The organism is Neobacillus sp. WH10 (assembly GCF_030123405.1).
Taxonomy (GTDB): domain Bacteria; phylum Bacillota; class Bacilli; order Bacillales; family Cytobacillaceae; genus Neobacillus.
Map to the genome: position 1 here is coordinate 5,528,281 of NZ_CP126110.1, position 26,527 is coordinate 5,554,807.

26 protein-coding genes are annotated in these 26,527 nt (G+C 37.2%); 13 read left to right on the forward strand and 13 right to left on the reverse strand.

Annotated elements, in window-relative coordinates; all coding sequences use genetic code 11:
- Positions 1-138 precede the first annotated feature (138 nt).
- Positions 139-1,194, forward strand: a complete 1,056-nt coding sequence (locus tag QNH20_RS26615) for an AEC family transporter (RefSeq protein WP_283920912.1) — start codon at positions 139-141, stop codon at positions 1,192-1,194.
- A 35-nt stretch (positions 1,195-1,229) separates the two neighbouring features.
- A complete protein-coding gene (locus QNH20_RS26620; protein WP_283920913.1) occupies positions 1,230-2,258 on the forward strand; it encodes a 2-hydroxyacid dehydrogenase in 1,029 nt (342 codons plus the stop codon).
- 246 nt (positions 2,259-2,504) lie between these two features.
- On the opposite strand, the gene QNH20_RS26625 is transcribed toward QNH20_RS26620, so the two are convergent.
- The 3 genes from QNH20_RS26625 to yeiL all read right to left on the reverse strand — a co-directional run bounded on the left by QNH20_RS26625 (position 2,505) and on the right by yeiL (position 6,196).
- The gene (locus QNH20_RS26625; RefSeq protein WP_283920914.1) at positions 2,505-3,227 is read right to left on the reverse strand and encodes a response regulator; all 723 of its coding nucleotides are present in this window, start codon (positions 3,225-3,227) and stop codon (positions 2,505-2,507) included.
- Positions 3,220-4,845 (reverse strand): ATP-binding protein, encoded by a 1,626-nt coding sequence (locus tag QNH20_RS26630; RefSeq protein ID WP_283920915.1) that lies wholly within the window; start codon positions 4,843-4,845, stop codon positions 3,220-3,222. Before QNH20_RS26630 ends, QNH20_RS26625 begins: the two co-directional genes overlap by 8 nt.
- A gap of 679 nt (positions 4,846-5,524) precedes the next feature.
- Entirely contained in the window at positions 5,525-6,196 is a 672-nt protein-coding gene (yeiL, locus tag QNH20_RS26635) for a transcriptional regulator YeiL (protein ID WP_283920916.1), read from the reverse strand.
- 81 nt (positions 6,197-6,277) lie between these two features.
- On the opposite strand from yeiL, the gene QNH20_RS26640 reads away from it, so the two are divergent.
- Positions 6,278-7,450: an MFS transporter gene (locus QNH20_RS26640; RefSeq protein ID WP_283920917.1), complete on the forward strand. Its 1,173-nt coding sequence runs from the start codon at positions 6,278-6,280 to the stop codon at positions 7,448-7,450.
- A gap of 817 nt (positions 7,451-8,267) precedes the next feature.
- Here QNH20_RS26640 and QNH20_RS27180 read toward each other — a convergent pair.
- Positions 8,268-8,429, reverse strand: a complete 162-nt coding sequence (locus tag QNH20_RS27180) for a VOC family protein (protein ID WP_481858014.1) — start codon at positions 8,427-8,429, stop codon at positions 8,268-8,270.
- 266 nt (positions 8,430-8,695) lie between these two features.
- On the opposite strand from QNH20_RS27180, the gene QNH20_RS26650 reads away from it, so the two are divergent.
- The 4 genes from QNH20_RS26650 to gnd all read left to right on the forward strand — a co-directional run bounded on the left by QNH20_RS26650 (position 8,696) and on the right by gnd (position 13,809).
- The gene (locus QNH20_RS26650; RefSeq protein WP_283920918.1) at positions 8,696-9,427 is read left to right on the forward strand and encodes a GntR family transcriptional regulator; all 732 of its coding nucleotides are present in this window, start codon (positions 8,696-8,698) and stop codon (positions 9,425-9,427) included.
- A complete protein-coding gene (gntK, locus tag QNH20_RS26655) occupies positions 9,420-10,961 on the forward strand; it encodes a gluconokinase (RefSeq protein WP_283920919.1) in 1,542 nt (513 codons plus the stop codon). The genes QNH20_RS26650 and gntK overlap by 8 nt, the downstream gene beginning before the upstream one ends.
- Before the next feature lie 19 nt (positions 10,962-10,980).
- Entirely contained in the window at positions 10,981-12,327 is a 1,347-nt protein-coding gene (locus QNH20_RS26660) for a GntP family permease (protein ID WP_283920920.1), read from the forward strand.
- A 78-nt stretch (positions 12,328-12,405) separates the two neighbouring features.
- Entirely contained in the window at positions 12,406-13,809 is a 1,404-nt protein-coding gene (gene gnd / locus QNH20_RS26665) for a decarboxylating NADP(+)-dependent phosphogluconate dehydrogenase (protein ID WP_283920921.1), read from the forward strand.
- A gap of 443 nt (positions 13,810-14,252) precedes the next feature.
- Here the strand turns inward: gnd and QNH20_RS26670 are convergent, their stop codons facing one another.
- Positions 14,253-15,215: a helix-turn-helix transcriptional regulator gene (locus QNH20_RS26670; protein WP_283920922.1), complete on the reverse strand. Its 963-nt coding sequence runs from the start codon at positions 15,213-15,215 to the stop codon at positions 14,253-14,255.
- A 110-nt stretch (positions 15,216-15,325) separates the two neighbouring features.
- Here QNH20_RS26670 and QNH20_RS26675 point away from each other — a divergent pair, with 110 nt between their 5' ends.
- Together QNH20_RS26675 and QNH20_RS26680 are read left to right on the forward strand one after the other, a co-directional pair.
- On the forward strand, positions 15,326-15,805 hold the full coding sequence (locus tag QNH20_RS26675) for a GyrI-like domain-containing protein (protein ID WP_283923520.1): 480 nt from the start codon (positions 15,326-15,328) through the stop codon (positions 15,803-15,805).
- Between the two features lie 22 nt (positions 15,806-15,827).
- Entirely contained in the window at positions 15,828-16,292 is a 465-nt protein-coding gene (locus QNH20_RS26680) for a DUF8821 family protein (RefSeq protein WP_283923521.1), read from the forward strand.
- Positions 16,293-16,819: 527 nt separating this feature from the next.
- Here QNH20_RS26680 and QNH20_RS26685 read toward each other — a convergent pair.
- The 5 genes from QNH20_RS26685 to QNH20_RS26705 form a co-directional block, all read right to left on the reverse strand.
- On the reverse strand, positions 16,820-17,683 hold the full coding sequence (locus QNH20_RS26685) for an ABC transporter permease (protein WP_349632728.1): 864 nt from the start codon (positions 17,681-17,683) through the stop codon (positions 16,820-16,822).
- Positions 17,671-18,618: an ABC transporter ATP-binding protein gene (locus QNH20_RS26690; RefSeq protein ID WP_283920923.1), complete on the reverse strand. Its 948-nt coding sequence runs from the start codon at positions 18,616-18,618 to the stop codon at positions 17,671-17,673. The genes QNH20_RS26685 and QNH20_RS26690 overlap by 13 nt, the downstream gene beginning before the upstream one ends.
- Positions 18,618-19,652 (reverse strand): hypothetical protein, encoded by a 1,035-nt coding sequence (locus QNH20_RS26695; RefSeq protein ID WP_283920924.1) that lies wholly within the window; start codon positions 19,650-19,652, stop codon positions 18,618-18,620. Before QNH20_RS26695 ends, QNH20_RS26690 begins: the two co-directional genes overlap by 1 nt.
- A gap of 94 nt (positions 19,653-19,746) precedes the next feature.
- Positions 19,747-20,802 carry a HAMP domain-containing sensor histidine kinase gene (locus QNH20_RS26700; protein ID WP_283920925.1) on the reverse strand — a complete coding sequence of 352 codons (1,056 nt, stop codon included), beginning with the start codon at positions 20,800-20,802 and terminating at the stop codon, positions 19,747-19,749.
- The gene (locus tag QNH20_RS26705) at positions 20,792-21,472 is read right to left on the reverse strand and encodes a response regulator transcription factor (RefSeq protein ID WP_283920926.1); all 681 of its coding nucleotides are present in this window, start codon (positions 21,470-21,472) and stop codon (positions 20,792-20,794) included. Before QNH20_RS26705 ends, QNH20_RS26700 begins: the two co-directional genes overlap by 11 nt.
- A 155-nt stretch (positions 21,473-21,627) precedes the next feature.
- On the opposite strand from QNH20_RS26705, the gene QNH20_RS26710 reads away from it, so the two are divergent.
- The 4 genes from QNH20_RS26710 to QNH20_RS26730 all read left to right on the forward strand — a co-directional run bounded on the left by QNH20_RS26710 (position 21,628) and on the right by QNH20_RS26730 (position 24,172).
- Positions 21,628-21,909 (forward strand): recombinase family protein, encoded by a 282-nt coding sequence (locus tag QNH20_RS26710; RefSeq protein ID WP_283920927.1) that lies wholly within the window; start codon positions 21,628-21,630, stop codon positions 21,907-21,909.
- 12 nt (positions 21,910-21,921) lie between these two features.
- Positions 21,922-22,260 carry a recombinase family protein gene (locus QNH20_RS26715; RefSeq protein ID WP_283920928.1) on the forward strand — a complete coding sequence of 113 codons (339 nt, stop codon included), beginning with the start codon at positions 21,922-21,924 and terminating at the stop codon, positions 22,258-22,260.
- Positions 22,235-22,789 (forward strand): hypothetical protein, encoded by a 555-nt coding sequence (locus tag QNH20_RS26720; protein ID WP_283920929.1) that lies wholly within the window; start codon positions 22,235-22,237, stop codon positions 22,787-22,789. Before QNH20_RS26715 ends, QNH20_RS26720 begins: the two co-directional genes overlap by 26 nt.
- Before the next feature lie 1,089 nt (positions 22,790-23,878).
- Positions 23,879-24,172 carry a hypothetical protein gene (locus tag QNH20_RS26730; protein ID WP_283920931.1) on the forward strand — a complete coding sequence of 98 codons (294 nt, stop codon included), beginning with the start codon at positions 23,879-23,881 and terminating at the stop codon, positions 24,170-24,172.
- A gap of 98 nt (positions 24,173-24,270) precedes the next feature.
- Here QNH20_RS26730 and rlmH read toward each other — a convergent pair whose 3' ends face one another.
- From rlmH to QNH20_RS26745, 3 genes are all read right to left on the reverse strand, one after another.
- Complete coding sequence (gene rlmH / locus QNH20_RS26735) at positions 24,271-24,750, reverse strand: 23S rRNA (pseudouridine(1915)-N(3))-methyltransferase RlmH (RefSeq protein ID WP_283920932.1); 480 nt, start codon at positions 24,748-24,750, stop codon at positions 24,271-24,273.
- Between the two features lie 100 nt (positions 24,751-24,850).
- Positions 24,851-25,009, reverse strand: coding sequence for a CxxH/CxxC protein (locus QNH20_RS26740; RefSeq protein WP_283920933.1), 159 nt, complete (start codon positions 25,007-25,009; stop codon positions 24,851-24,853).
- A gap of 143 nt (positions 25,010-25,152) precedes the next feature.
- Entirely contained in the window at positions 25,153-26,382 is a 1,230-nt protein-coding gene (locus QNH20_RS26745) for a S1C family serine protease (RefSeq protein WP_283920934.1), read from the reverse strand.
- Positions 26,383-26,527: the final 145 nt, after the last annotated feature.

Below are 26,527 nucleotides of genomic sequence, written 5' to 3' on the forward strand. Positions count from 1 at the left end.
ATAATTTTCATTAGTTACACTTTATTCTTTTATGGCTAAAAAAAAAGTATGATCAATTTGTAAGAAATAGCCGGCTAAGACGTTCTTCACAACAATATGTGAAAAGATTCACAAACAACTTTTTTGGAGGAACATTCTATGAAACTATTTGAAATAATCCAATCGACCTTTACAAACATGGATATTGTTAGTTCTATTACATCAACCATCTTTATCATTTTATTAGGTTTCTTCTGCCGCAAAAAAGGCATATTTAATGAAAATGTAGGAAAGATGCTGTCAAAGGTTGTCTTAACTGTTGCACTTCCTGCTTTAGCATTTAACTCTTTTATGACAAATATTGATCAAAAATCCTTGTCTGAGGGAATGAATATTTTAATTTGGGGACTACTTATTTATGTCATTTTAATTTTTATCTCTAAACCGATGTACCTTAAATATGAAGGTAATAAACAGGATACTTTACGCGTTTTAACAATCTTTGGTTCAACTACTTTCTTTGGTATTCCGATTGTAGGTGCTATATACGGAGCTGAAGGAGTCCTATACGCTTCTATATTCAATATTGGTTATCGTATTTTCCTATATTCATATGGTTATATCAAAATGAGTGGATTAAAAATGGAGACAAAAAACATTAAGGAAATGTTTTTAAATCCAATTGTCATTGCAACATTTCTAGGATTGTTTATTTGGATTTTCCAAGGTTCATTACCACAAGTAACGGTTACAACTGCTGATGGGGCGCAGGCACAATTTGCTTTTCTAAGACTTGACCAGACTGCTGTTTGGCTCTTTAAACCAATGACTTATTTAGCAGGTCTTGCCTCTCCGCTCGCTTGGCTTTCTATTGGTTCAACGCTTGGTGCTGTTCAGTTTAAAAAAGCCGTTTCCGACCGGACATCATGGGTATACAGCTTAAACAAAATTGTCCTTGTTCCTATTATCAATATTGTATTGTTAGCTATTCTTTCACTAACAGGCATTCTAACAATGAGTCAAATTGGCTTAGGGGTCGTTGTCATTATGATGGCTGCACCAACTGCTACTGTAGCAGCTGCATACGCTATTAGTTTTGATAAGGATGCAATTCTTGCTTCTAACGCATCTTTACTTTCAACCATCACTGCAGTAATTATGATTCCAGTTTGGATCATTATTCTTAATCTCATTAGTCATTTAAGTATTTTTTAATAAAACAAATTTACGAACAAAAGGAGACATAAATCATGGTACTTAAAGTAGTTTGTTACGGTGTACGAAAAAACGAAGTTGAATTCTTTAATCGACTAAATAAATATAACTTTGATCTATATTTAATAGAAGATTTATTAAATCATGAAAATGTTGATACAGCCAAAGGAATGGATGCTGTTGTTTTAAGAGGAAATTGCCTGGCAGACGAACAAAACATCTATAAAATGAAAGAGTATGGGGTTAAATACCTGTTTACAAGAACTGTTGGTTATAATCATATTGACTTACAAGCAGCCGCAGATTGTGATATGCATGTAGCAAGAGTTCCTTCATACTCTCCGAATGCTATTGCTGAGCTGTCATTAACACTTGCAATGACTTTATTAAGACATACCGCTTACACAACAAACAGGACCGCTAATAAAGATTTCACTGTAGATGGTGTTATGTTCAGTAAAGAAATTAGAAATTGTAAAGTTGGTATTCTTGGTACTGGTAAGATTGGTTTAACTGAAGCGAAGCTGTTTAAAGGACTAGGTGCCGAAGTTCTTGGATATGATTTATATCCGAGTGATGAAGCGAAAAAACACGTGACCTTTATGGAATTAGATGATTTGCTAAAAGAGAGCGATATCGTAAGCTTACATGTACCTTATTTTCCTGGAAAAAATGATCAAATGGTAAATGCTGATTTCATCGCAAAAATGAAGGATGGTGCCATTTTAATTAACACCGCTCGTGGCGAATTACAGGATAATGAGGCAATTCTAGAAGCTCTTCAATCACATAAACTTGAAGGCTTTGCAACAGATGTTTTTGCAAATGAAGCAAGTATTTTCTTTCAAAAATTTGATGGAAAGCGAAAAAATCTTGACCCAACAGTAAAGGCTTTAGTTGATTTGTACCCTCGTGTTCTTGTTACACCGCATGTAGGTTCAAATACTGACGAAGCACTATCTAATATGATTGAAACAAGCTTCGAAAACTTAAACGATATGATGACATTAGGCACAACACATAATGCCATCGACTTACCTAATAAACGTGAGCTTGTCTCATAGAAAACCGCTGCGCATCTTACTAGAGGTGAGAATGGATTTGGATGTACCGGCGAATAAGCAGATTTCCTATTTTTAGTTCTTATCCGTAACTTTTAAAGAAAAGCGCAAGCTTCCTTTGTGTGGCGTATAGACCGGAGCGTCAAGTTATCTTCACCACTGCTAATTTATACTTTCTTAACATACAAAAAGGATCTATTTTTCCCTTCGTTATGCGAGAAACGAAAGGTTGATATAGATCCTTTTCATTTATTTAAACGACTTAATTACATGCTCGTTCTCTGGGGCAATCTGATAAACTGTAATGGGACGCCCGACTGTTAAATACTTTAATTCTTCTCTTAGATAGCCTAATTCATTTAAGTACAGTAAATATTTTTTCGTTGAAATACGTGATATGTCAATTAACTTTGCAATATCTTCTGTTGAGAAATAACTCGTTTGTTGCTCTACAACACGTAAAATCTTCTTTAATGTTAATTTAGATAATCCTTTTGGCAGCGTTGAAGCTAAATCATCATCAGAATGCAATGACGGCTTTCCTTCTTTTGTTAATATTTGATCCAGTGTCTCCTGATCTGCTTCCTTTAATTTAGTAGTTAATGAATAATAATGACTAAATTTCTCCATAGCAAGCTTAAATCTTTCATAAGTGAAGGGTTTAATTAAGAAATCAATAACGCCATACTCAAGCGCTTTTTTTATTGTAGGAATGTCATTTGCTGCTGTAATCATAATAATCGGTATGGAAAGCTGTTTTTGACGAATATTTTGTAAAAATTCAATTCCTGTTTCTCCTGGTAAGTAAACATCAAGTAAGATTAAATCTGGTTTATTTTTATTAAGTACATTCCATAATTCAGAAATACTCCTAACAGTTGCAACTATTCTAAAACCGCCATAGCGCTCAACAAATTGCTGATTGATCATGGCAACCATAGGATCATCTTCCACTATGATGACTTCAATCATTGCTATTCCTCCGTTTGTAAGGCACTTCAATTCGGAAAATACTCCCTTTTCCTAGTTTTGATTCAACGTCAACCATTCCATTATACCGCTTTACAATTGACTGCACAGCATCTAAGCCATAGCCTCTTTTTTCACCTTTAGTTGAAAAGCCTCGTTCAAAGATCTTTTCTAGTAATTGCTCTTCAATACCCTCGCCTGTATCTTGTATTTCACAAATGATTACTTCTTCGTCTTCATCATAGCATAAAAAGAGTCTTACTTGTTTTTTTACGGATAATGCAACCGCCTCTTTGGAATTATCTAATAACACGCCCATTGATAATAGAAAATCATGAAGAAGCCCACCCATTGTCATATTTGGAAATTGAGAATCTGAATCTATTTTTAACTCTACACCTTGCTCTTTTAATTCACTCGATTTCCCAAGTAAGAAACCTGCAATAGCCGGGGATTTTATTTTATCCGTTACAAATCCAATTTCATGACGATAGTCAGCATTCAATACTCGAATAAAATGAGTAACATCCTCATATTTCCCTAATTCAATTAAACCTAGTATCGTATGCAGCTGATTCATAAATTTATGATTTTGTGCACGTATAGAATCTACATATTGTTCTGTCCCACTCAGTTCTCGAATAAGCTGCAGCATATCTGATTGATCCCTAATGGTGGCTACTGCTCCATAAATTTTTCCTTTTACATAAATAAGCTTAATACTCACAATTAGCTCTAGTTGATTAACGACAATTACACGGTTGGAAATCGATTCTTCTGTTTCAAAAACTTCTTTAAATAACAGGGAAAAGATATCTTTAGTAAGATAACCATCCTGCATATACTCTTCCGTAAATTTTGCCTTTTCCATAACCTCAGAAAAATTATGGTTATACAGAAGAACCTTTTGATCTGGGGCAACGGCAATAATCCCTTCACTAACTGAATCTTTAATGATCTCCCGTTCTTTCATCCTTGCAGCAATTTGCTTTGGCTCAAGTCCTAAAAGAGTTTTCTTTAGTTGATTAGCTAAGTACAAAGCTCCTAATAATCCGACAAAAAGACCTACGCCTAACCCTATGTAAATGGTTTTCTGAGCATTCCATAGCTCTTGGTTAATCGTTTCCTGTACATAACCTATACAAACTATTCCTACTTGCTCGCCCTTCTCATTCCATATTGGAGTAAAAAAACGAGTACCTTCTCCCAATATTCCTTGTTCTCTTGAATAGTGTTCAACACCATTACTTGATTTTCTAGCATCTTCAATATTTGAAAACGGTTTTCCTATTACACTCTTATCAGGATGTGATAAACGAATGAACTGATTATTGAGTACAACAATAAAGTTCACCTTTGTTTTTTTCATTACGTCCATTGTATAATCTTGAACAATAGAACTAAACGAATCGCTGCTTACTTCACTAATTACACGAGGATCCTTTGCCACTACTCTTCCTATATCTTTTAGTTTCTCTTTTACCATCTCATTTTCTCTTTGAATCACATACCTATGTAACAGTGCTGCTGATGCTACCAATGAGACGAAAACAGACAATAATACGAGCAATGTCGTCATTTTTTTCAAAGATAGTCTTGATAGCCATTTTCTTTCAATCATTGTCACAATCCCCTATATTTTTTTATGATATTTATTTTAGCAAAAGTTGAAGCTATATATGATGGAGAATTGTCAACAAATCGAAACCTTTATAGTGTGTGTTATCGTTTAAGATGCTTATATACGATAAAGACGCAATATCATTTAGACTGGATTTTGCTTTTTTAGCCTTCCCCTGTCCGAATGAGACCTGTATTCAGACTGGATCTTGCTTTTTCCTCCTTGCCCTGTCCGAATGAGACCTGCATTCAGACTGGATCTTGCTTTTTCCTCCTTGCCTTGTCCGAATGAGACCCGTATTCAGACTGGATCTTGCTTTTTCCACCTTGCCTTGTCCGAATGAGACCTACATTCAGACAGGATCTTGCTTTTTCCTCCTTGCCTTGTCCGAATGAGACCCGTATTCAGACTGGATCTTGCTTTTTCCACCTTGCCTTGTCCGAATGAGACCTGTATTCAGACTGGATCTTGCTTTTTCCACCTTGCCTTGTCTGAATAAGACCCGCATTCAAGCTCCAGCCATAGAACCTGGATGAAATGATTTGGTTTCAGGATAATTAATGTGGAAACCGCCTCTATTTATAGCACGGTTCTCCGCGATTCATCTAAATGAGATTCTTTAGATTTAGGTTTCTATCGGAGTAATTTGATTTACAACTATTTATTAATCACAGGTTAGTTATTTATTCCTCAACATCTCAGCAAGTTCATATAGGGGCTTGTGCTGCTGAATGCGATAGTGCCGACCTTCCTTTTGCAAATACCCTTTATCGCAAAATTGTGCAAGCACATGCAATAAGTGTCGATAGGAGACGCCTAAAAAATCACAAACAGTTACGTGTTTCTCCTTATAGACCTCTTCATCAGCGGTTTGCAAAATAAAATCTGCAAGCCGGTTTTCAAGCGGGAAGGCGAGACTTTGCGAATACTTTGCAGAAAATTTAGTTGCTTTTACACTTAAAAACTTGGTTAGTTCACGTAGAAATTTCGCATCTTCTAGCATTTGTGAGCGACAGCGATGAAAAGGAAGCGCAAAGCAAACGGTCTTAGTGGATGTTTGAATCCCTTTTGTATAGTACACCTCATTTAATAATTCCATTTCTCCAATATAATCATTCGCGTTGATAAAATTAATTAAGGAAACTTTCCCATTTTGATGCGTAACATAAGTTTTTGCTTTTCCCTCAATGACATAAAATAAAAAATCCGGTCGCATGCCTTCTTTAATAATCCATTCATCGCGTTTATATTCATGCACTTCTATAAATTCTTCAATAGGAAAAGAAAATAAATGCGCAATGGAGTACTCCTTCAAATAGCTTTGCCTTTTCTCATTTTTATAAATTTCCATAATCCACCCCAAAAATATGAGATATCTCATATTATTGTACGTATCTCCATGATATCATGCAAACAATGAGGGGGATACAGAATGAACACACAACGCTGGATGAGTAGACAGTTTTTTAGTTTTTATATGACATGGGGCGTTTTTCTACCCTATTGGACTGGATGGATGATTCATACAAAAGGGCTTACGGTTTCACAAGCTAGTTTGATTATGAGCTTAGGTTTGGTTGCAAGAGGCCTTTCTACATTATTTGCGTTTCCTTATTTATCGAGGAAATTTAGTAGTAAAACCTTATTAAATGGGATGGCAATTGGCACACTAATTGCCATTCTGTGTAGTATTCCAGCGAGTTCCTTTGTTAGCTTACTTGTGGTAACGTTACTTTTGCATTTTTTTTACCCAATGTTGATGCCTGCTTTAGATAGTGCGGCTGGCGTACTAGCGCAAAGTAATCAATTAAGACATTACGGGAAGAGCCGTTCGTGGGGATCCATCGGGTTTGTCGTGGCCGGCATGATCTTAACCGTCTTTACAGGGGCGTTTGGAGATGAAGTGATTTTATGGGCGCTGTTACTCGGCACATTGGTATTCGTGTGTCTTGGTTTTATGCGTGCACCCATTGTTTTATCTAAAAAACCGCAAGCAGATCAAACAAATAGAGACGGTATGCTGAAATTATTTCGCATCAAAAATTTTGGTCTGGTGCTATTAATTGTGATTTTACTGCAAGCGGCACACGCTTCTTATTACAGCTACGGCTATATTTTTTTACAAGAAATCCATGCACCTAAATATTTAATTGGTGTGATTATTAACATTGCCGTGATCGCAGAAATCATTTTCTTCTCAATCGCAGATAAGAGCTTTCATAAATTTTCAGTAGGCTCCTTACTAACACTAGCAGCACTTGGTTCATCCGTACGTTGGATATTAGTATTTGCCTTTCCAAATGTTATTGTTTTCTGTATCGCTCAAACATTGCATGCATGCTCATTTGCAATGGGGCATTATGCCTTTATGAAATATTTAATCAAAAATATTCCACATCCGCAGATTCCGAAAGTACAAGGCATGTATTCAGCGCTGGCACTTAGCTGGAGTACTGCGGTGTTCACGATGTTCGGCGGTTATTTATACGAAATCGAGCCAAGATACGCCTTTATCGGGATGATTGTTTGTACCATACCGTCGATGCTGCTTGCGCTTGCTTATCGGAAATTGGAACATAAAAAGGAAGCAGCAGTTTCTATTTAGTTTGTTTATTTAAGACTATACGAAACATAAATCAATCTGTTCTGCCGTGCAAATTCTTCGGATATTCAAGCTGCGGCATGTTCTCGTTTTTCCCTATGTTTAAGATCAGCATCGAGAATTAGATCATACTGGGTTATTATAAAATGGGGATATTTCAAAAGGGTCTGACCCCCTCACTTAACACTCAATATATTGCAGGTTATTAAGAAAAGTTCAGCTATATGTTGTAGGTTGAGGGGGTGGACACTTTATTCTGGGACTACCCTATTAATTTTGTTTAATGCATCCTTTCCTACTTAAATCCTAGCTCTCTTTTTCACCACTAAATAGAAGGCATACAAGGACACCACCCTCATTTATTTATGGTAGGGTTCACCTTGGCCTCTCTATCTGAATTTTAAAAAGAACCCTCAATCCAAAGATAGATCAAAGGTTCTGTGTTTTATTTCCAGTGATTTTCAATAATTTACTCAATTCCTTAAGTGTTTTTTTATTTTATCTCTGCTTTTTCAACCATTGCCTTTTCAAGCTCTTCATCATAGAAACGATTACCATTAATGAAAAATGTTGCTTAAACTTTTTCATTTAATACCTTGGTTTCTATATCCAAAGAATTAACTAAAGACTGGCTCTTTTTCACATAGACCAAACGTCTACGCTGTTGAAGTATGAATTTCGTTCAGAGACTCTGGGTTTTCAATTAGTGACACGCCATTTTCCTTCAACGTTTTATATGTTTCCATTACATTCTCACATTCAAATACAATCGACGCCTTCATTCCTTTTGAACCCAGCATCATGCTTTTTGGATAGAGTACTAACCGGGTTTGGGCTCTTTAGATGCAACCTCTAACCAGAATATATTTAGTCCCATGGGACGCTCAGCCGTTACCTCAAATCCGGCTTTTCTTGTCCAAAATTCATTTGCCTTTTGCTGACCTTCTACATAAACTGCGACAGTACCTAAATTCTTAATCATTTCAATCCTCCTATTAAGGTGTTCTCAATCTTCACTCTGATTACTTCACTTCATCGTACCAAACTCCTGCCCTAACGAACATTTTCTCTATTCTAACGACCTGATAACTGTTTCACGTGAAACGATTATAAAGCCGTTTTCTAGTGTTTATCTAATAAATTTCGACAAAACCCTATAAATAGATTAATAAAAGCGCTTGCAAAATAGAACATTTCTGTTATTATACTTGTATACAAGTATACTTGAATAATAAAGAAGGTGGATTTATGTCCGAATCAAGGGAATTTTTATATCCTGAAAAATGGCTTTCAAAAGCCTCAGCCGGTGATCGCGTGGCATACGAACTTCGAATGCAGATTATTTCCGGCATGATTGAAAGCGGTACCATCTTATCTGAAAATAAATTAGCAGCGGATTTTTCTGTAAGTCGTTCACCCGTCCGGGAAGCATTAAAAATACTGGCATCCGAAAACATCATCCGATTGGAAAGAATGGGTGCTGTTGTCATAGGTTTATCCGAAAAAGAAATTGAAGAAATCTATGATGTCCGGTTATTAATAGAAACGTTTGTATTTGAACGGCTTGCACGAATGGAGACGAGTGAGTTAGTAAAAGAACTTAGTAAAATCCTTGAAATGATGAAAGTTGCGATAAAGTACTGTGATGCAGATGAGTTTTCCTTCCAGGATGTTTTATTCCATGAAACGATTATTCGGGCCGTTAATCATTCCTATATCCTCATGATTTGGAATAATTTAAAGCCGGTTATGGAAAGCTTCATACTTTTATCGATGCGCGGCCGATTCAAAGACAAATATGATGACTTCACTCGGATTATCAACAATCATGAGCTTTATATTGAAGCCATCAGAACAAAAGATAGAAACCTTATGATTAAGTCCTTGCACCAAAATTTTGATGACGTGCAAGGTAAAGTAGAGGACCTTTGGAGGTCACAACAAATGCTTTCAAAAGGAGTCGTTCAAGAAAATGACTAGCTACATGTTAGGTGTTGACATCGGTACCACAAGTACTAAAGCTGTATTATTTACTGAAAAAGGCGAAGTCATTCAAACAGAGAATATCGGTTACCCTCTTTACACACCCAATATTTCAATAGCCGAGCAGGATCCTGAAGAAATTTTCCAGGCTGTGTTACAGGCTATTTCGAACATAACGAACAAGCATCCCAAGAAGCTATCGTTTATTTCCTTTAGCAGTGCGATGCATAGTGTCATTGCCATAGACGAAAATGACCAGCCGCTCTCGCCTGTTATTACGTGGGCTGATAACCGCAGTGAAGCATGGGCCCATAAAATAAAAGATGAATTGAATGGGCATGAAATCTACAAACGAACAGGAACTCCGATTCATCCTATGTCACCATTAACGAAAATAGCATGGATTGTAAATGACTGTCCTGAAATCGCTGTCAAGGCTCAAAAGTATATCGGAATTAAAGAATATATCTTTAAAAAATTCATTGATCAATATGTAGTCGATCATTCCCTGGCATCCTGCATGGGGATGATGAATCTGAAAACATTGGATTGGGATGATGAAGCATTAAAAATTGCCGGTGTTACACGGGATCATTTATCGGAACTCGTCCCGACAACTAAACGATTCAACAACTGTAATCCAGTGTTAGCGAAACAGATGGGGATTGATCCAGAAACACCTTTTGTCATTGGGGCAAGCGATGGGGTCCTCTCCAATCTCGGTGTAAATGCGATTAGAAAAGGTGAGATTGCGGTCACGATTGGGACAAGCGGTGCAATTCGAACCATCATTGATCAACCGCAAATCGATGAAAAAGGAAGAATCTTCTGCTATGCGTTAACCGAAAAGCATTGGGTCATTGGCGGACCGGTAAACAATGGTGGAATGGTTCTACGCTGGATCCGGGATGAATTTGCTTCAGCAGAAGTTGAAACGGCGAAAAGATTAGGAATTGATCCGTACGAGGTTTTAACCAAGATCGCTGAACGCGTGAGGCCTGGTGCAGATGGATTGTTGTTCCATCCCTACCTCGCAGGGGAACGTGCACCTCTATGGAATCCTGACGTCCGCGGCTCCTTTTTTGGATTAACCTTGTCACATAAGAAAGAACACATGATTCGTGCAGCATTAGAAGGAGTTATATATAACTTATATACCGTATATCTAGCCTTAACTGAATGTATGGATGGACCTGTAACCCGGATTCAAGCAACAGGAGGCTTCGCAAGATCGGAAGTTTGGCGGCAAATGATGTCCGATATTTTCGAATCTGAAGTAGTCGTACCAGAAAGCTACGAAAGCTCATGTCTCGGTGCCTGCATTTTAGGGCTGTATGCGACAGGAAAAATTGACTCCTTTGAAGTTGTTTCTGAAATGGTCGGAAGCACCTACAAACACACACCTAAAGAAGAGGCAGCTAAAGAATATAGACAGTTACTACCGATTTTTATTCATCTTTCCCGAGTATTAACAGACGATTATACTCGGATTGCCAACTATCAAAGAAGTTTATTAAACACAACAATATAAAATTTTAGGGGGAGATAAGATGCCATTAGTTATTGTTGCAATTGGAATTTTAGCATTACTAATTTTAATCATGGGCTTCAAATTAAACACCTTTATTTCTTTGATCATCGTATCTTTTGGTGTTGCTTTAGCACTCGGAATGCCTTTAGAAGAAATTGTCAAAACCATTGAAGCAGGACTAGGCGGAACACTTGGCCACTTAGCGCTAATCTTTGGACTTGGGGCGATGTTAGGTAAGCTGATTGCCGATTCAGGTGGCGCACAGCGAATTGCCATGACACTCGTTAACAAATTTGGTGAAAAGAATATCCAATGGGCTGTCGTTGCTGCCTCTTTCATCATTGGTGTTGCTTTATTCTTTGAAGTAGGACTTGTATTATTAATTCCAATCGTATTTGCCATTTCAAGACAATTAAAGATTTCTATTTTGTATCTCGGTATTCCGATGGCTGCAGCTTTATCCGTCACACACGGTTTCCTGCCGCCACATCCAGGACCAACCGTTATTGCTGGTGAATATGGTGCAAACATTGGTGAAGTATTACTTTACGGTTTCATTATTGCGATTCCAACGGTTATTTTAGCGGGACCTGTATTTACGAAGATTGCTAAAAAGCTAGTACCTGCATCTTTTACAAAAACGGGCAATATTGCCTCATTAGGGGAACAGAAAGTATTTAAACTTGAAGAAACGCCTGGTTTTGGAATCAGTGTTTTTACCGCTTTACTTCCTGTAATATTAATGTCAATTGCTACGATTATTACTTTGCTGCAAAAAACAATGGGATTTGAAGATAATGGTTTCCTAGCAGCAATCCGCTTTATTGGGGATGCTGGTACTTCGATGTTGATCTCTTTATTAGTTGCTGTTTATACTATGGGATTAGCTAGAAAAATTCCTATCAAAAATGTTATGGAATCTTGTACAACTGCAATTTCACATATTGGGATGATGCTGTTAATCATCGGGGGCGGCGGAGCCTTCAAACAAGTATTGATTAATGGCGGTGTAGGTGACTATGTTGCTGAATTATTCAAAGGAACAGCCTTATCTCCTATCCTTCTTGCCTGGATTATTGCTGCAATCTTACGTATCTCTTTAGGTTCAGCAACTGTTGCGTCCTTAACAACTGCTGGTTTAGTTATTCCAATGTTAGGACAATCTGACGTTAACTTAGCTTTAGTGGTACTTGCAACTGGTGCGGGTAGCTTGATTGCTTCCCACGTAAACGATGCTGGTTTCTGGATGTTCAAAGAGTATTTTGGTTTAAGCATGAAAGAAACATTTGCAACTTGGACCTTGCTTGAGACGATTATTTCCGTAGCAGGACTAGGATTTATTCTATTACTAAGCTTATTTGTATAAGCCTTCATGGCAGTAAAACCCTACTTAAAACACAGGGGTTTTACTGCCTATTAATCTTATAAAAGGGAGTATAACTAGATGTTAAATACAATTGGTGTTATTGGTTTAGGGGTAATGGGCAGTAATATAGCTTTAAACATGGCGAATAAAGGTGAGCATGTCGCTGTTTATAATTATACAAGGGATCTAACCGATCAACTCGTCCAAAAACTTGATGGACAAGCAATTACTCCTTACTACCAAATTCAAGATTTTGTCCAGTCATTAGAAACTCCAAGAAAAATCTTTGTGATGGTTACTGCGGGTAAAGCAATCGATTCGGTGATAGGCTCATTAATACCTTTTCTTGAAAAAGGCGATGTGATTATGGACGGAGGTAACTCTCATTACGAGGATACAGCACGAAGATATGATGACCTGAAGTCTAATGGAATCGGTTATTTAGGAATTGGTATATCTGGCGGAGAAGTCGGTGCTTTAACAGGTCCTTCTATCATGCCAGGCGGCGATAAAGACGTCTATGAAAAAGCTGCTCCTATTCTTACGAAAATCGCAGCCCAAGTGGAAGGTGACCCTTGCTGTACGTATATTGGTCCAAAAGGTGCAGGTCACTTTGTGAAAATAGTACATAACGGGATTGAGTATGCTGATATGCAATTGATTGCTGAAGCCTACACATTCTTAAGAGAAAAATTACATTTATCGGTTGAAGAAATTGCTGAGATCTTTGAAATGTGGAATCAAGGTGAGCTAAAAAGCTATTTAATCGAAATCACGGCAGAAATTTTAAGGAAGCAAGATGAACTTACAGGCTTGCCATTGATTGATGTGATTCTCGATAAAACAGGACAAAAAGGCACTGGTAAATGGACAAGTATTCAAGCTATTGATAATGGAATCCCAGCATCGATTATTACAGAATCATTATTTGCCCGTTATCTATCTTCTTTAAAAGAAGAACGGGTTAACGCTGAAAATATCCTGTCAGGGCCAGAGATGGATCCGCAGAACTTAGATAAGCATTTGTGGATTGAGTACATTAGACAGGCATTGTATATGGGTAAAGTTTGTGCGTATGCTCAAGGATTTACACAGTATAAAATGACTTCTAAACTTTACGGATGGGACCTGCCTTTAAAGGATATCGCACTCATTTTCCGCGGCGGCTGTATCATTCGTGCAGAATTTTTAAACGTTATCAGTCAAACGTATCAAGAGCAGCCAGATTTGGCTAATTTGCTAATCGCCCCATATTTTGCTGAAAAGGTGAAAGAATACCAAATCGGATTGCGGAAAGTTGTCTGTGAAGGCGTCGTTTCCGGCATCTCGTTCCCTTGTTTAAGTGCTTCCCTTTCTTATTATGACAGTTATCGAAAAGGCACTTCCAATGCCAGCTTATTGCAGGCACAACGGGATTACTTCGGCGCTCACACCTATGAACGATGCGATTTAGCAGGAGTCTTCCATACAATTTGGCAGTAAAAATAGAAAGGGGTATTTTTTCTCGGCAATTTTTTATTATACGGGAATCTAAACCTCGAATTTCAGAGTTTTTTTGACTTAAAAAAAGGGGAATCGTTAAAGTTTGTGGATATAATAATAGGCTGTCGATGGTTTTTCGACAGCCTGAAAAGCCTTAACTCAAGTTATGGCTTTCGTTTGCAGTTACCAGTGAACCCACACCCTCTAAATTCCGCCGTTACTTGTGATACGGCTCTCCGTAACGCATCTAAATGAGGTTTAACCTTTTTTTACTAAAATGAATTTACTAGAAATTCAATAAAGAACAGTACTAATAAAAATCCTATTTCCCTTTTAAAGTATTTCCAACATTCCGAAATCCCTATCTTTTCTGAGTGTACGAAAATAAAGAGTAACTGGCAACTGGCCAAGCTCAAAATAATTTGGGTTTTAACTAGCACTGCTTATGGGCAAAATAAGAATAATCTCTCTTGTATACCTTCTAAGACTTCTTCTGGAACTTCCCTGACCTTGATATCCCCACCTAGGAAAAGTAGCCAATTTGTTATTTCGGTCAATTCTTCAGAATTATTAGCATTGATAAAAGTCTTTAGAATGGCTGTGGTTTGGTAAGGATTCGTATAGGAAATTGAAACTTTTAAAGGATGGTATTTTTTGAACTGGGCAATCGCCTTTGGACCAAGTTCAAGAACAAGGTTAATTACTTCTTCCTGCTTACTTAATTTTGCTAAAATCTTTTTCTTACTTAATCTTTTTTTCGTAGAGTCTGGTTTGACATTGGTGAGATTGTCGACAGGGAAAATCTTTCTCTTTTCATCCTTTAAGTCAAAACCTTCAATCAGCCAAAGACTTTTTTCACGATAAAGGTGCAAGAGATAAATTGGATAAGACTTTATTACCTTCTCTTCTTCGATGGTAATCAATAAATAGCTATCCAAAAGAAGGAATTGGATGAGTTTTTCTAACATGGGATGGGGGAGGTCTGACAGATCAAGTAGGTCGGGATTATTCGGATTGGTCCCTTCAAAAAGCAAGATTCGATTTAAAAGAACAAGGTCATCTTGCTGGTTTTCTGAGATGAGGCCTAGTAATTTTTCAGCTAAAGACTGACGACTCTTTAGATAAGGGAGTTGTTGATTTCTTGTGGCCATAAAGGCAATAAAAAGAGCTTTAATCTCATTATCAGTAAAGCGAACAGTGGGCAGGACAGAGTTGTTCATGACAAAATAACCCCCATCCCTTCCAACTTCAGCAACAAGTGGCATCCCCATGGCTTCAATTTCTCTGATATCTCTAATAGCTGTCGAACGAGAGATGTTAAATTCTCGCATGATTTCAGAAATCGTAAAGTGGGAGCGGTTGTTGATATATCGCATAATGATATTAATCCGTTCAACTTTTTTCATCGGGACCTCCTAAACAGTATCATTTTTTGACATGATTTAAGGCTATTATAAACTCATCAAGTGAAAAGATAAATCATTTGATTAATTTAAAAAAGAGGTAGGTTTTGAATATGGCAGATTATACCCTTGAAGAAAAAGACAGTTTTACCGTTTTAGGTATTGGAACTGAGCTTAAGAGCGATTACACAGACTATGCTGGCATAAACAAGGAAAAGGCAGACTTTTGGTCAGCCGTCAAACAAGATGGAAGGCTTAGCATGTTAAAAGCCGTAGCCACAAATGACTACATTTTTACCGTAAATGAAGCCGTGAATAACAAGATGATGCATTATGCTGGCGTCATGACAGAGGCATCATTACCAGAAGCATCCAGAGTGATTCAATTTCCTAAAGGAGAATACCTGGTTGTAAAAGGGGAAGCAGCGACGGCTGGTGAATTGAGTAATATGCTTACTGGTATTGCCTTTGGTCAAGTCTTGCCAGAAGCAAAGAATTTTGCCTATGTTGGCGGACCAAATACGTCGGTTGAGATGGGGCAGCGAAACGGCTTAGTATTTGGTGAAATGTGGATTCCGGTTGTTAGGAAATAAAGAAATAAAAGGAGAGATGGAATTGTCCTATACCGTTGATTTTAAAAATGTGTCTACAGTTGGTTTAGAGCCTTCACCTGTAGTAGAAGCGCTTGCTGGTTTACGTGCTAATGAAGCCCGTTACTTTATGAACAAATACAAACATGAATTTACGGTTGTACCAGCTAGCGAGTCCTGCGAGACCCTTGATTATGTGAACCGAATTTTGAAAGAAGAACGTGATATTGAGTTTGCGGCCAAACCTTTAGAAACGTCACGTTTTCAAGTGGAAAATATCAAAATGGCCTACGTCTTTTATGAGGATGGTCTTTCGGTTAACGTCATGTATACGGTTGATGACCCTAAGAAGCGGGCCGTTGGTTTTAAGCTTTCTGAGGGGATGGAGGTACCAAAGGAGCTAGAAGGAAAGTTTAAGTTTGCTAGGCAGAAGTCGAAACTAGCTGGAACAATTCGGGGCTCGTATTTTGTAATTAAAGGAGAATATTAAAGTAAGCAAAAGCGCAAGTGGAGGAATTTAGCCATTTTTTGTATTTGGTCATTCTTTTTCTTCATTTGGATAAGGAAATCCTGATTGAGCAAAAACAACCATCCATGCAACAAATGTTCATCTAGGGATTCAAATAACAAAACAGCACCTCTCCACCAAATTAAAGGGTGCTGTTACTTTTTTCGCAAAAACCTCATTTACTTATGATACGGTTCACCTCTTTAGGTATAGAAGGAACGTTAAATAAAGGTATTTTACCTGACCCGTATAACAGTTTACGCGCATTAGTAGATAAAGATTTGAGAACTCAAGTCATAAAAGCAAATCAGACTTCGGAAAACCTAAGGAAATCAAATGTAACAGGGCAAGGGCATGAATATTGGATAGATGCTTCAACCGATTTTTCTCAGCAAGAACCAGATGCTTTGATAAAATATTTACTAACATTGTAATAAGCCATTAAAAAAAGGCCAGACCCAACGAAATAAATCAATAGGAGACTGGCCTTTTAATTCACCGCTAATAACTTAACTAATATCTTTCCGAGAAAACTTACGAATAGCAAGAAATAAGAATCCTAACATGTATAACCCAATGTAGACAAACATCCAGACGCTCGATGGTTCACCACTACCTGACATACTTGCACCTGACATTACATTCCCAGCAATTTGTGAATTAGGAACCATTACTCGCTCCATCGTACTGTAAATCGTTTGGAAAGGTGAAATTAGACTAATGAAAATCCCAGTTCCAATAATTGAATTTTTATTCAAGAACTGCCCAATCATTTCAACCATGCCACCTACATTTCCGAGGATGTAGATAAAAATGATTAAAATCCCGTTCGGTACTGCTTTCATAGTAACAGAACCAAAGATCGTGAGGCACAGAATCGCGATCGGAAGCAATAAATAGAGCATCCACCCAAGTAAGATTTGTGAAAAATTCAAACTAGTAAATGTGCTTAATCCAAATGCAGCTCCGATTACAAGAATTAGTATGAAAAGAATGGTTGCATAAGCGCAGGCAATTAGCACAAGTCCAAAGAACTTACCAAGAACATACTCGTATCGACGTATCGGACGTGAAAGAACACCCTGAATCAGCCCAGTTTCCATCTCTGTTGAAATCGTTCCAGAACCAAGCATAATCGTTAAAAGTGCGATTAGCATTGCTGAAAATTGAAATCCCATTTTTGATACCATTTGAAGGGCAAACAATCTAAACTGGTCTACCGTCATCCCATGAGTAATAGATGAATTCGGAAAATAATTGACCATGATTGCCCAAAATATTAAGTATAAACCTGTAACAATTCCCATAACGATAAACGTTTTTTTACGAATTGCTTCTTGTAAAGTTGAGGTAAGAATTGCTAAGATGGGAATCCCTCCTCACTTTGGTGAACAAAGCTAGTTGCTTCTTTCTTTGACTCACCAACTATATTCATAAATGCTGTTTCCAACGTTTCACGATGTGGTGTTAGTTCGTACAATGATGCTCCACCTGATATGAGTTTCTCTGAAATAAATGGGATATCTTCGGAACTATTTATTGTAACTGTCCAATTACTATCTTCAAGTTTTTGAAATGAAGGATATTGGTTTTGAATTTTTGCCAACAATTCATTAGAAATACCTTTAGCGCAAACAGTTAATGTAATTTTATCCATTAATAACTCCTTCATAGGTGCAGATTTCACGACTGTACCTTTATGGATAATAGTCACGCTATCACAAACCGCTTCTACTTCGCTCAGTAGATGACTATTTAGAAAAACGGTAGTGCCTTCGTTTCTCAAGGCAATAATGATATCCCTTACAGCTTTCCGACCAATTGGATCAAGTGCGGAAGTAGGCTCATCGAGAAAAAGCAATTGAGGATTTGGTAGCAACGCACAGGCAAGGCCAATGCGCTGCTGCATTCCTTTACTGTAGGACCCGACTTTGTACTTTTCTTGTCCTTCTAATCCAACTAACTTCAGTACTCGCTTAATTTGATCGTTTTTATTCTTCAGCTTAATAAGTTGTGCATGGAAATTTAGTAAATCCAGTCCAGTCATCCAGTCTTGATATCGAAAAAGTTCGGGCAAATACCCCAGTCTTTCTCTAGCTGAGACATCTCCAAGTGGTTTTCCAAGTATCGTGCCACTTCCTGACGTCGGGAACACAAGCCCTGTTAACATTTTAATACAAGTGCTTTTACCTGCTCCGTTTCTACCAAGAAACCCATAGACTTGTCCTTCTTCTACAGCAAGATTAATTCGATCACAAGCGATCTTATTTCCATACTTTTTGGTAAGATCAACTGTTTCGATGATCATTAACGTACACTCCTTGCAATTTCAGAAAGCTTTGCATCCGATTTATTACCAATTAAGCCATATAAGTTTCCATCTTTTGTCCAAAGCAAGATTGATGCATTATCCATATTCGGCATTTCTTTCAAAGCCTTATGATGTGCTTCTTTCAGTGCTGCAAATTTTGCTTCACCATATTTTGCAATAAATTTTTTATTCATTTCATCTACTTTTGCTTGATGATCTGCTGGTAATGATGCGTCCTTCTTCACTTCCTGGTGTTTGTATGAATCATTCATTTTCATACCTTCTGGCATATTACCAGTTAATGATTTTAAATCAGACAAAGTGTAGATATAACCACTTTTTCCGCCTAAATCCACTTCTCTCCCAAACCCTTGAAGGACAGGAAGATAGATGTCAGTACTGTTTTCTTCAATGTCAGACAATTCACTATGTAAATGTGAAGGTATTAAAGGTAGATTTAACATCACATCACGCAGTTCATTTTTAGCTGCTTTTGGTCCATCTAAATATGATTTCTGTGTCGCGAAAAATAGCATGTCATCGTACTGAACAAACGCAGCGGCAGAAGATTTCATGTTCAGTTCAACATTGTTCAATTTGTTTGAGAGTTTTTTAGGACTTTTTAGAGCAGTTAACATTTCGTTTGCAGCATCTACGTTTACAATGAATTTCATTTCACTAGCATCCATCGCTGAAATTTTCGGATTTTGCGATTCAAATGCTTTTGGTAAACGTAATTTGAATGCTTCAAATTCTTCAGCAGCTTTCAATTGCTTCATTTCAGGTTTCGGTTCAGAAACAACATTGATTACCGGCTCGTGGCTAAACATTTGGCCTTTTAAATCCTCTTTCAATTGAGAGAATGTTTGCATGCCTTCTTGAATATCAGCCATACTAATTTCAATAGTTTTGACATTACTTACGCGGAAAATAGACAAAGCATCCAGTGCGAAAGATTGTACTGGTTTAACGAATGCAACTGAGGCAACTGCAACAGTAATCACACCAATAATAAAGATATTTCTTTTCATCTTTAGTAGCTCCCTTCTACCTTTTTTATTCACATTATTTATACAGTAAGATTATGACCTCAATATGACTTGTCCTTAACATTTCTAGTCCACTTTATTCATTATGCACCGGTAGATTCACTTCAAAGGTTGTCCCTCTGCCGAGTTCGCTGATAAACTTAATATCTCCCCCACAAATTTCGACGATTTTTTTCACTATGGCAAGCCCTAGACCACTTCCCTCTTTCGAATGTGACTTATCAGCTTGAAAGAATTTTTCATAAATACGGACCTGATTTTGTTTGCTAATACCGATTCCTTGGTCTTTTATTTCCACATAGATATGGCTCGGAAATTTCTTCGCTTTGATAAAAATTTGTCCCATTTCTGTTGAAAATTTTATCGCATTCTCAATCAAATTCAGCCAAATTTGTTGGATTAGTGCTTCATCGCCTGTAAAGGTAATTGAATCCAAATCAATATTAAGCACTAAGTTTTTCCTCGACCATTTTTCTTCTAATAGAACGATTGTTTTTCGAATTTGTTCATCAAGGGAAAAGGGTTTTACACTTTCAGGTATCAATTGGTGGTCCAGCTTCGTAAGTCGCAACATATTAGAGCTCAAATGACTTAAGCGCTTTGTTTCTTCAATAATGATATTTGTATAGGTTTGGAAGTTCTCATCCGATAAATTTTTATCCTGCAACAGCTCTGCAAAACCCTGAATGGAAGCAATCGGGGTTTTGAATTCATGCGACACATTACTAATAAAGTCTTTTCGGAGATATTCCATATTGTTTAGCTCTTGTGTCATCATGTTAAAATTTTTTGCTAATGTACCAATTTCATCGTCACTTTGCTGCATTACTTTGATTGAGAAATTACCCTTTGAAACGGCTTTTGCTGCTTCGCTAATTCGGATAATTGGCCCAGTAATTTTTCGCATAGCAGTATATAATAGTGTACTTCCCAGTGCCATACAAAGGAAAAAAGACAGAAACATTAGACTACTGAAAATCTCGTGCGATTCTCGGATGTTCATGTTTTTGTCGAAGGAAACTAAGTACAAAATGGTTGTGATGGCAGTAGAAACAAAGCAAGAGAAAAACAGAATTCCAATAGCAATCAATGTCCCCTTTGCACGAATCGATTTCGAAATTTTACTCATCATCCATTTTCACCGCCTTATAACCGAGTCCCCGAATTGTTACAATTTTAAACTCGGGTCTGTTGTCAAATTTTTTACGCAGCTTTTTAATATGGCTATCCACTGTTCGTTCGTCTGAATCAGAGTCCATTCCCCATATTTCAGACATCAGCTGCTCCCTTGTGAAGATTTGTTTTGGATAGCTGAGCAATTTAAAAAGTAAGAGAAACTCTTTTTTCGGCAATTCGACCGCTATGTCTGGGCCAGAAACTGTCAAAGTATCGTAGTCCAATACGATTTCTCCAATCAAAATTTTATGTTCATTCGTAATCTTGGCACGTCTTAAAAGAGCTGCCACCCTAAGAATCATTTCATTCATGTCAATCGGCTTTACCATATAGTCATCGGTGCCCAAATGAAAGCCTCTTTCCTTGTCCTCAAAGCCTTCTTTAGCTGTCACTACTAGAATTGGCATATTGAAATTTGCTTCCCGAAGAGCTTCAATCAGTTCGAAGCCATCCATCTTAGGCATCATGATGTCACTGATCATCAAATCGACCTGAAAGCTCTCTAATAGGCGAAGTGCTTCTTGCCCATTTTCTGCTTGCAGCACTTTGTAACCGGCCCGCTCAAGTCGCGATTTCATTAGAAGAAGTAAATTTTTATTGTCCTCGACTACTAAAATTTGAAACATACGAAACCAACCTTTACTTGTTAATTTTATTGCTGCTATCATTTTTTTAATTTGAATATAAAATAGTCTACCAAAATTAGATGTACTCTTTATGACTTTTAAAATCTTTTCACAGAGATGTTGTTATTAGGCTAAAAGTTCATTGATTACAGCCAATGCAAAGACTTATATCAGATGTTGATAAGGCTAAATTTCAAGCTGTACTTGTATGGAAAATTTCACGCCTTTCACGTAATATGTTGGATACTCTTGTGCTACTAGATAAGTTCGAAGAGTATGATGTGAAATTTATATCCTACTCTGAGAATTTTGATACATCGAGCCCAAACGGCAAACTGATCGTCCAACTGATGGCTTCGATTGCAGAAATGGAGCGAAATACACTTTCAGAAAACGTTAAGCTCGGAATGAAACAGAGGGCATTAGAAGGCTCCTGAAACGGTGGTTGTGTGTTTGGATACGACACGATTGAGAAGGAGCTTGTTATCAATCCGAAGGAAGCAGAAGTAGTGCTACTAATTTATCATCTATACTCCAATGGAAAAGGATTAAAAGCACTTGCTAACCACCTTAAAAAAGCAGGATACCAAACTAAACATAATCGTCAGTTTTCCATCAATGGTGTAGCAACAATCTTAGATAATGTTATTTATAACGGTAAAAATAGTTGGTTAAAAATTGAAAATTGGGATACGAAGCGGAGAAAAGGAAAGAATCCTAACCCAATCCTTGTAGAAGGACAGCATGAGGCCACTATTTCAGATGAAGTTTACAGGATCGCTATTTAGAAGCATTCGAACAAAAAACCTTTCCTATAATGGTTTTCAAGAAAGGTTACAGAAGGTTTCTAATGAAAAAACAACGTTAGAACAAAAGAAAAACGAAATAACCGTACTTTTAAGCTCTTCTGATGCAAAAATTATTCAACCAGAACTAATCCAAATTCTCTTAGAACAATTTCTTTTAGTCTATAAACAAGCATCGAGAGACAGGCAAAAACATTTGCTCCAACTCTTACTTCAAAAAATTACAATTAAACATCCAAATGGTCAATCACGTACGGTTGATACTATTGAAATCGAATTTGATTTTTCAGAGGTCAACATTTCCAAGACCTTTACACTTATCCACATGTTGTATCGAAAAACGGATAATGAAGATAGCTATTCACAGCCAATACCCGCTTCTGACAACAAAATACCACCTTATTTACAACTTTTTTTGCCTCTATTTGTGATACGGTTCACCGCAACACATCTAAATGAGGTTTTTATTTCTTTTCTATTCTCTTTTCATTGTTATACTATTTCTATATAAATTAGTATCGTAATAAACAAGTTCAAATGTATCTCTACTGGTTACATAAATAATGAAGTTTCTTTAGAATGGTTCCTCAGAAATTGTATTACCATCTGCATCAGAAGGTGTCGGATATAAGTAAAGCTTATATGCATTTTCGTCAAGATATTCTATTTATAATTTACAAGACCTGGAATTTAATTGACTTTTAAGATATTATATGTCCTTCGTAAAGTTACCCTCTTTGGAAAAGTACATACTTGCTAATAATAGAGAACCATTCTTCAAGTAATCTTCATATGCTGCCCATTTCCCTTCTAAAAGAGGTACTTTTACAATTTTATCTTTATTCATGCCTACATTGATTCTAGCAACAACATCTTTTATTAGTTTTTTGCTATTTGCAAGAGTGGCAATTCTGTTAATTACAAATTCATCTGCATACTCAGTTCTTGCTCCATTTTAGTTGCAGGCGACAGTTCCTTTGTTTTTCCATGCCCCACACAATAATACTTAAGGACCCGCTTAAAGCCATCCTTGTTTCTGTTAGTAGTTCTTCCTAGAACCATTCCAGCTCCACAGGCAGGGCACTTCATTAGACCCGTAAGAGGAAACTCACCGCTATTAATCCTATTTGGTCTGTAGCTCCGATTTTTTAGAAGGGACTGTGCCTTTTCCCAGATTTCATTTGAAATAATTGGCTCTTGATGCCCTTTTACTAACACTGGGTCTGGGTTAATATTATTTCTTCTTTTTGAATTCCAATCTCTTCGGACATTTTATCGGATGAAACCATTATAAACTGGATTAGATAAGATGGTCTTAATAGTATTAATCGCAAATAATCCACCTTTTTGCTACGATGTCCATCTTTGTTAACTGTGTTGGCAATCGACTATTAACCATGGCCCTTTGTGTAAAGCTCAAAAATTCGTCTAACGGTTTGAGCTTCATTTTCGATAATTACAAGTTAGTTGCAGGTTTAATTTTTAAAAAACAGCCTTTATTTATGGTTTGGTTTCCCCTATTGCATTTTTTTGTGTTCCATTTAAAATAGGTGTATATTTATTTATAATTTTCGTATTAGCTTGGAAAGGGAATTTAGGCATGATTAATAACGCAGATGTTATAGAGAGATTGGGTTCACTGGTTGGGAAGGAACTGACAAATGTTACTCTTCACGAAGTGATTTTTTGTGAAGATAAACATAAGAAAATTCTAGTTCGATTCAACCTTGGTAAGCATACCTATATTCATTATAAGATTAATAAACAAAACTTAGATACATATGCTGACATTTTGATTTCAGGTAATCCGAATACTTTTCGAATTGATGTAGAAGAGAAGGATGGAAGTATCATTGTGATTTCCGCCCCGAGGGTCTCTTATCAATACTTATAGCTTCCAAAAGCCGTTTTCCGTATAGGAGAGCGGCTTTTTTTCACTAAGTTAATAAGAGCTTTGTCGGCTTGGATATAGAAGACTTAAAAAAACCTCATTTACTTATGGTACGGTTCCCCTCGATTTATCCGAAATGCTCGGTAAATTTGTTCCACCAATATCAACCTCATTAGCTGATGGGGGAAGGTCATTCGGGAAAAAGATAGTTGTTCGTTAGACCGATTTATTACTTCCTCACTCAAGCCTAATGAACCGCCGATCACAAAGGCAATTTTACTTTTTCCGTATGTCGCTAGTTTATCTAACCTATCGGCAAGTTCTTCGGATGAACCCAGCTTTCCTTGGATGGCTAACGCAATCACATATGTATCCTGGCCAATCTTTGCGAGAATTCTTTCGCCCTCTTTTTGCTTCACCTGGACCATTTCCAGATCGCTTAATTCTTCAGGTGCCTTTTCATCTGCAACTTCAATGACATCTACCTTTGCATAGGCGGATAATCTCTTTAAATACTCTTCAATGCCCTGCTTTAAATATTTCTCTTTTAACTTACCAACTGTAATGATCGAGATATTCACAATCCACAACCCTTTTAATTAGATTACAAACAGCTTACAAACAAGATATCCACAGTAGTTATCCACATATTCACATTTTTTATCCACATCTTGTATGGAATCACTTGTTCGCCACCATATATACAGCCTGTTTTTCACAATATTCACAGCTTGTTGATGATTTATCCACAGGGATTTTTGATAATACCGGATATGTTTGATATTGATCGACAATATCATCTAATGCAATTTCTATATGTTCCTCACAGCTATAAATCATTAATTTTCACCTTCCCGAACTACATCGTTATTCTTATTTTTTCTTTTCTATCAGCAATCATACTTAACTTATGACCTCATTTATAATACCATAATAAAAAACAGGAAAGTGAACGAATCACTCTCCTGCCTTACACAGCACAATTATTGCAATTTTTCTCCCGTCAATGTTAAGGTTGTTTCCTTTTGCTTCCCATCACGGTAAAATTTAATCGACATTTTGTCGCCAATTTTCTTTTTCTGATACAAATGTTTCCGAAGGTCAATGACATCATTTATTTTTTCCCCGTCCATTTCGACGATAACATCGAGCTCCTTTAATCCGGCTTGCGCTGCTGGAGAATTTGGTACAACTTGACGCAGTGCTACACCGTAATTCACATCACGAGGGAGTTTCAATGCTTCCTCTTGGTAATATGCAGGTATTTCCTCAACCGATTTTAAATCAACACCCATATATGGACGTTTTACGGTGCCGAATTTCTCGAGATCATCAATAATTGGCTTGGCAGAATTTATAGGAATCGATAAGCCAATTCCTTCAACAGCCTGCTGGGCAATTTTCATCGAGTTAATCCCAATCACTTGGCCTGCCATATTGATTAACGCTCCACCGCTGTTACCTGGATTAATTGCAGCATCGGTTTGTAAAACCTCTGATTGCCAGTCAACAACGCCATTCTGATCAATATCTACAGGGATGGTCCGTTTTAGCCCGGAGATAATTCCTTGTGTTACCGATCCGGAAAAAGTTGCACCGAGTGGATTTCCTATCGCGATGACTGTCTCTCCCATTTTTAAACTATCGGAATTGCCGAATTCCGCCACCTTTTTTACTTTACTTGCATCGATTTCTAAAACAGCTAAATCAGTCCAAATATCGCTTCCTAAGAGCTTTGCAGGTATCTTCGTCCCATCTGACATTGTTACTTCCAGTTTAGTAGCTCCCTCTACAACGTGATGGTTCGTTACAACAAAGGCCTTATTTCCTTCTTTTTTATAAATTACACCTGACCCTGTCCCTGAAGGCTCTTCTGCATTAGCATCCTCTGACCAAAAGCTTGTTGATTGAATGTTGTTAATACCGACAACAGTCTCACCTGTTTTATCAACTGCTTTTGTAATATCGGTAGTTACATCATATGAAATCTGTTTAGTGACTTTTTGCTGATTCGTTTTGTTTGTTTCTGTCGCCGTATTTTGATTGGGACTAATTGTATAAGGCAGGACACCTTGATTGGACAAGGTTGGAAGGGCAAGAATCACTATAATTGCGCCAATAATTGCTCCCGCTAAGCTAGCGAGAAAATAACCTCCTCTTTTTCCTTTTTGCCCCCGATAACGCTCTTGTGAATACTCGTCATAATAACCCATTTACACTATTCCTCTCCTTCGAAAAGGTTGCTATTTTCTATTTTGGCTTATAATAACAATTATAATCCTCCATCCTTAAATTACTAAAAAATTGCATACAATTAAGAAAAACTTCCCAATTTGTTCATAGTTTTTTCACAATAAC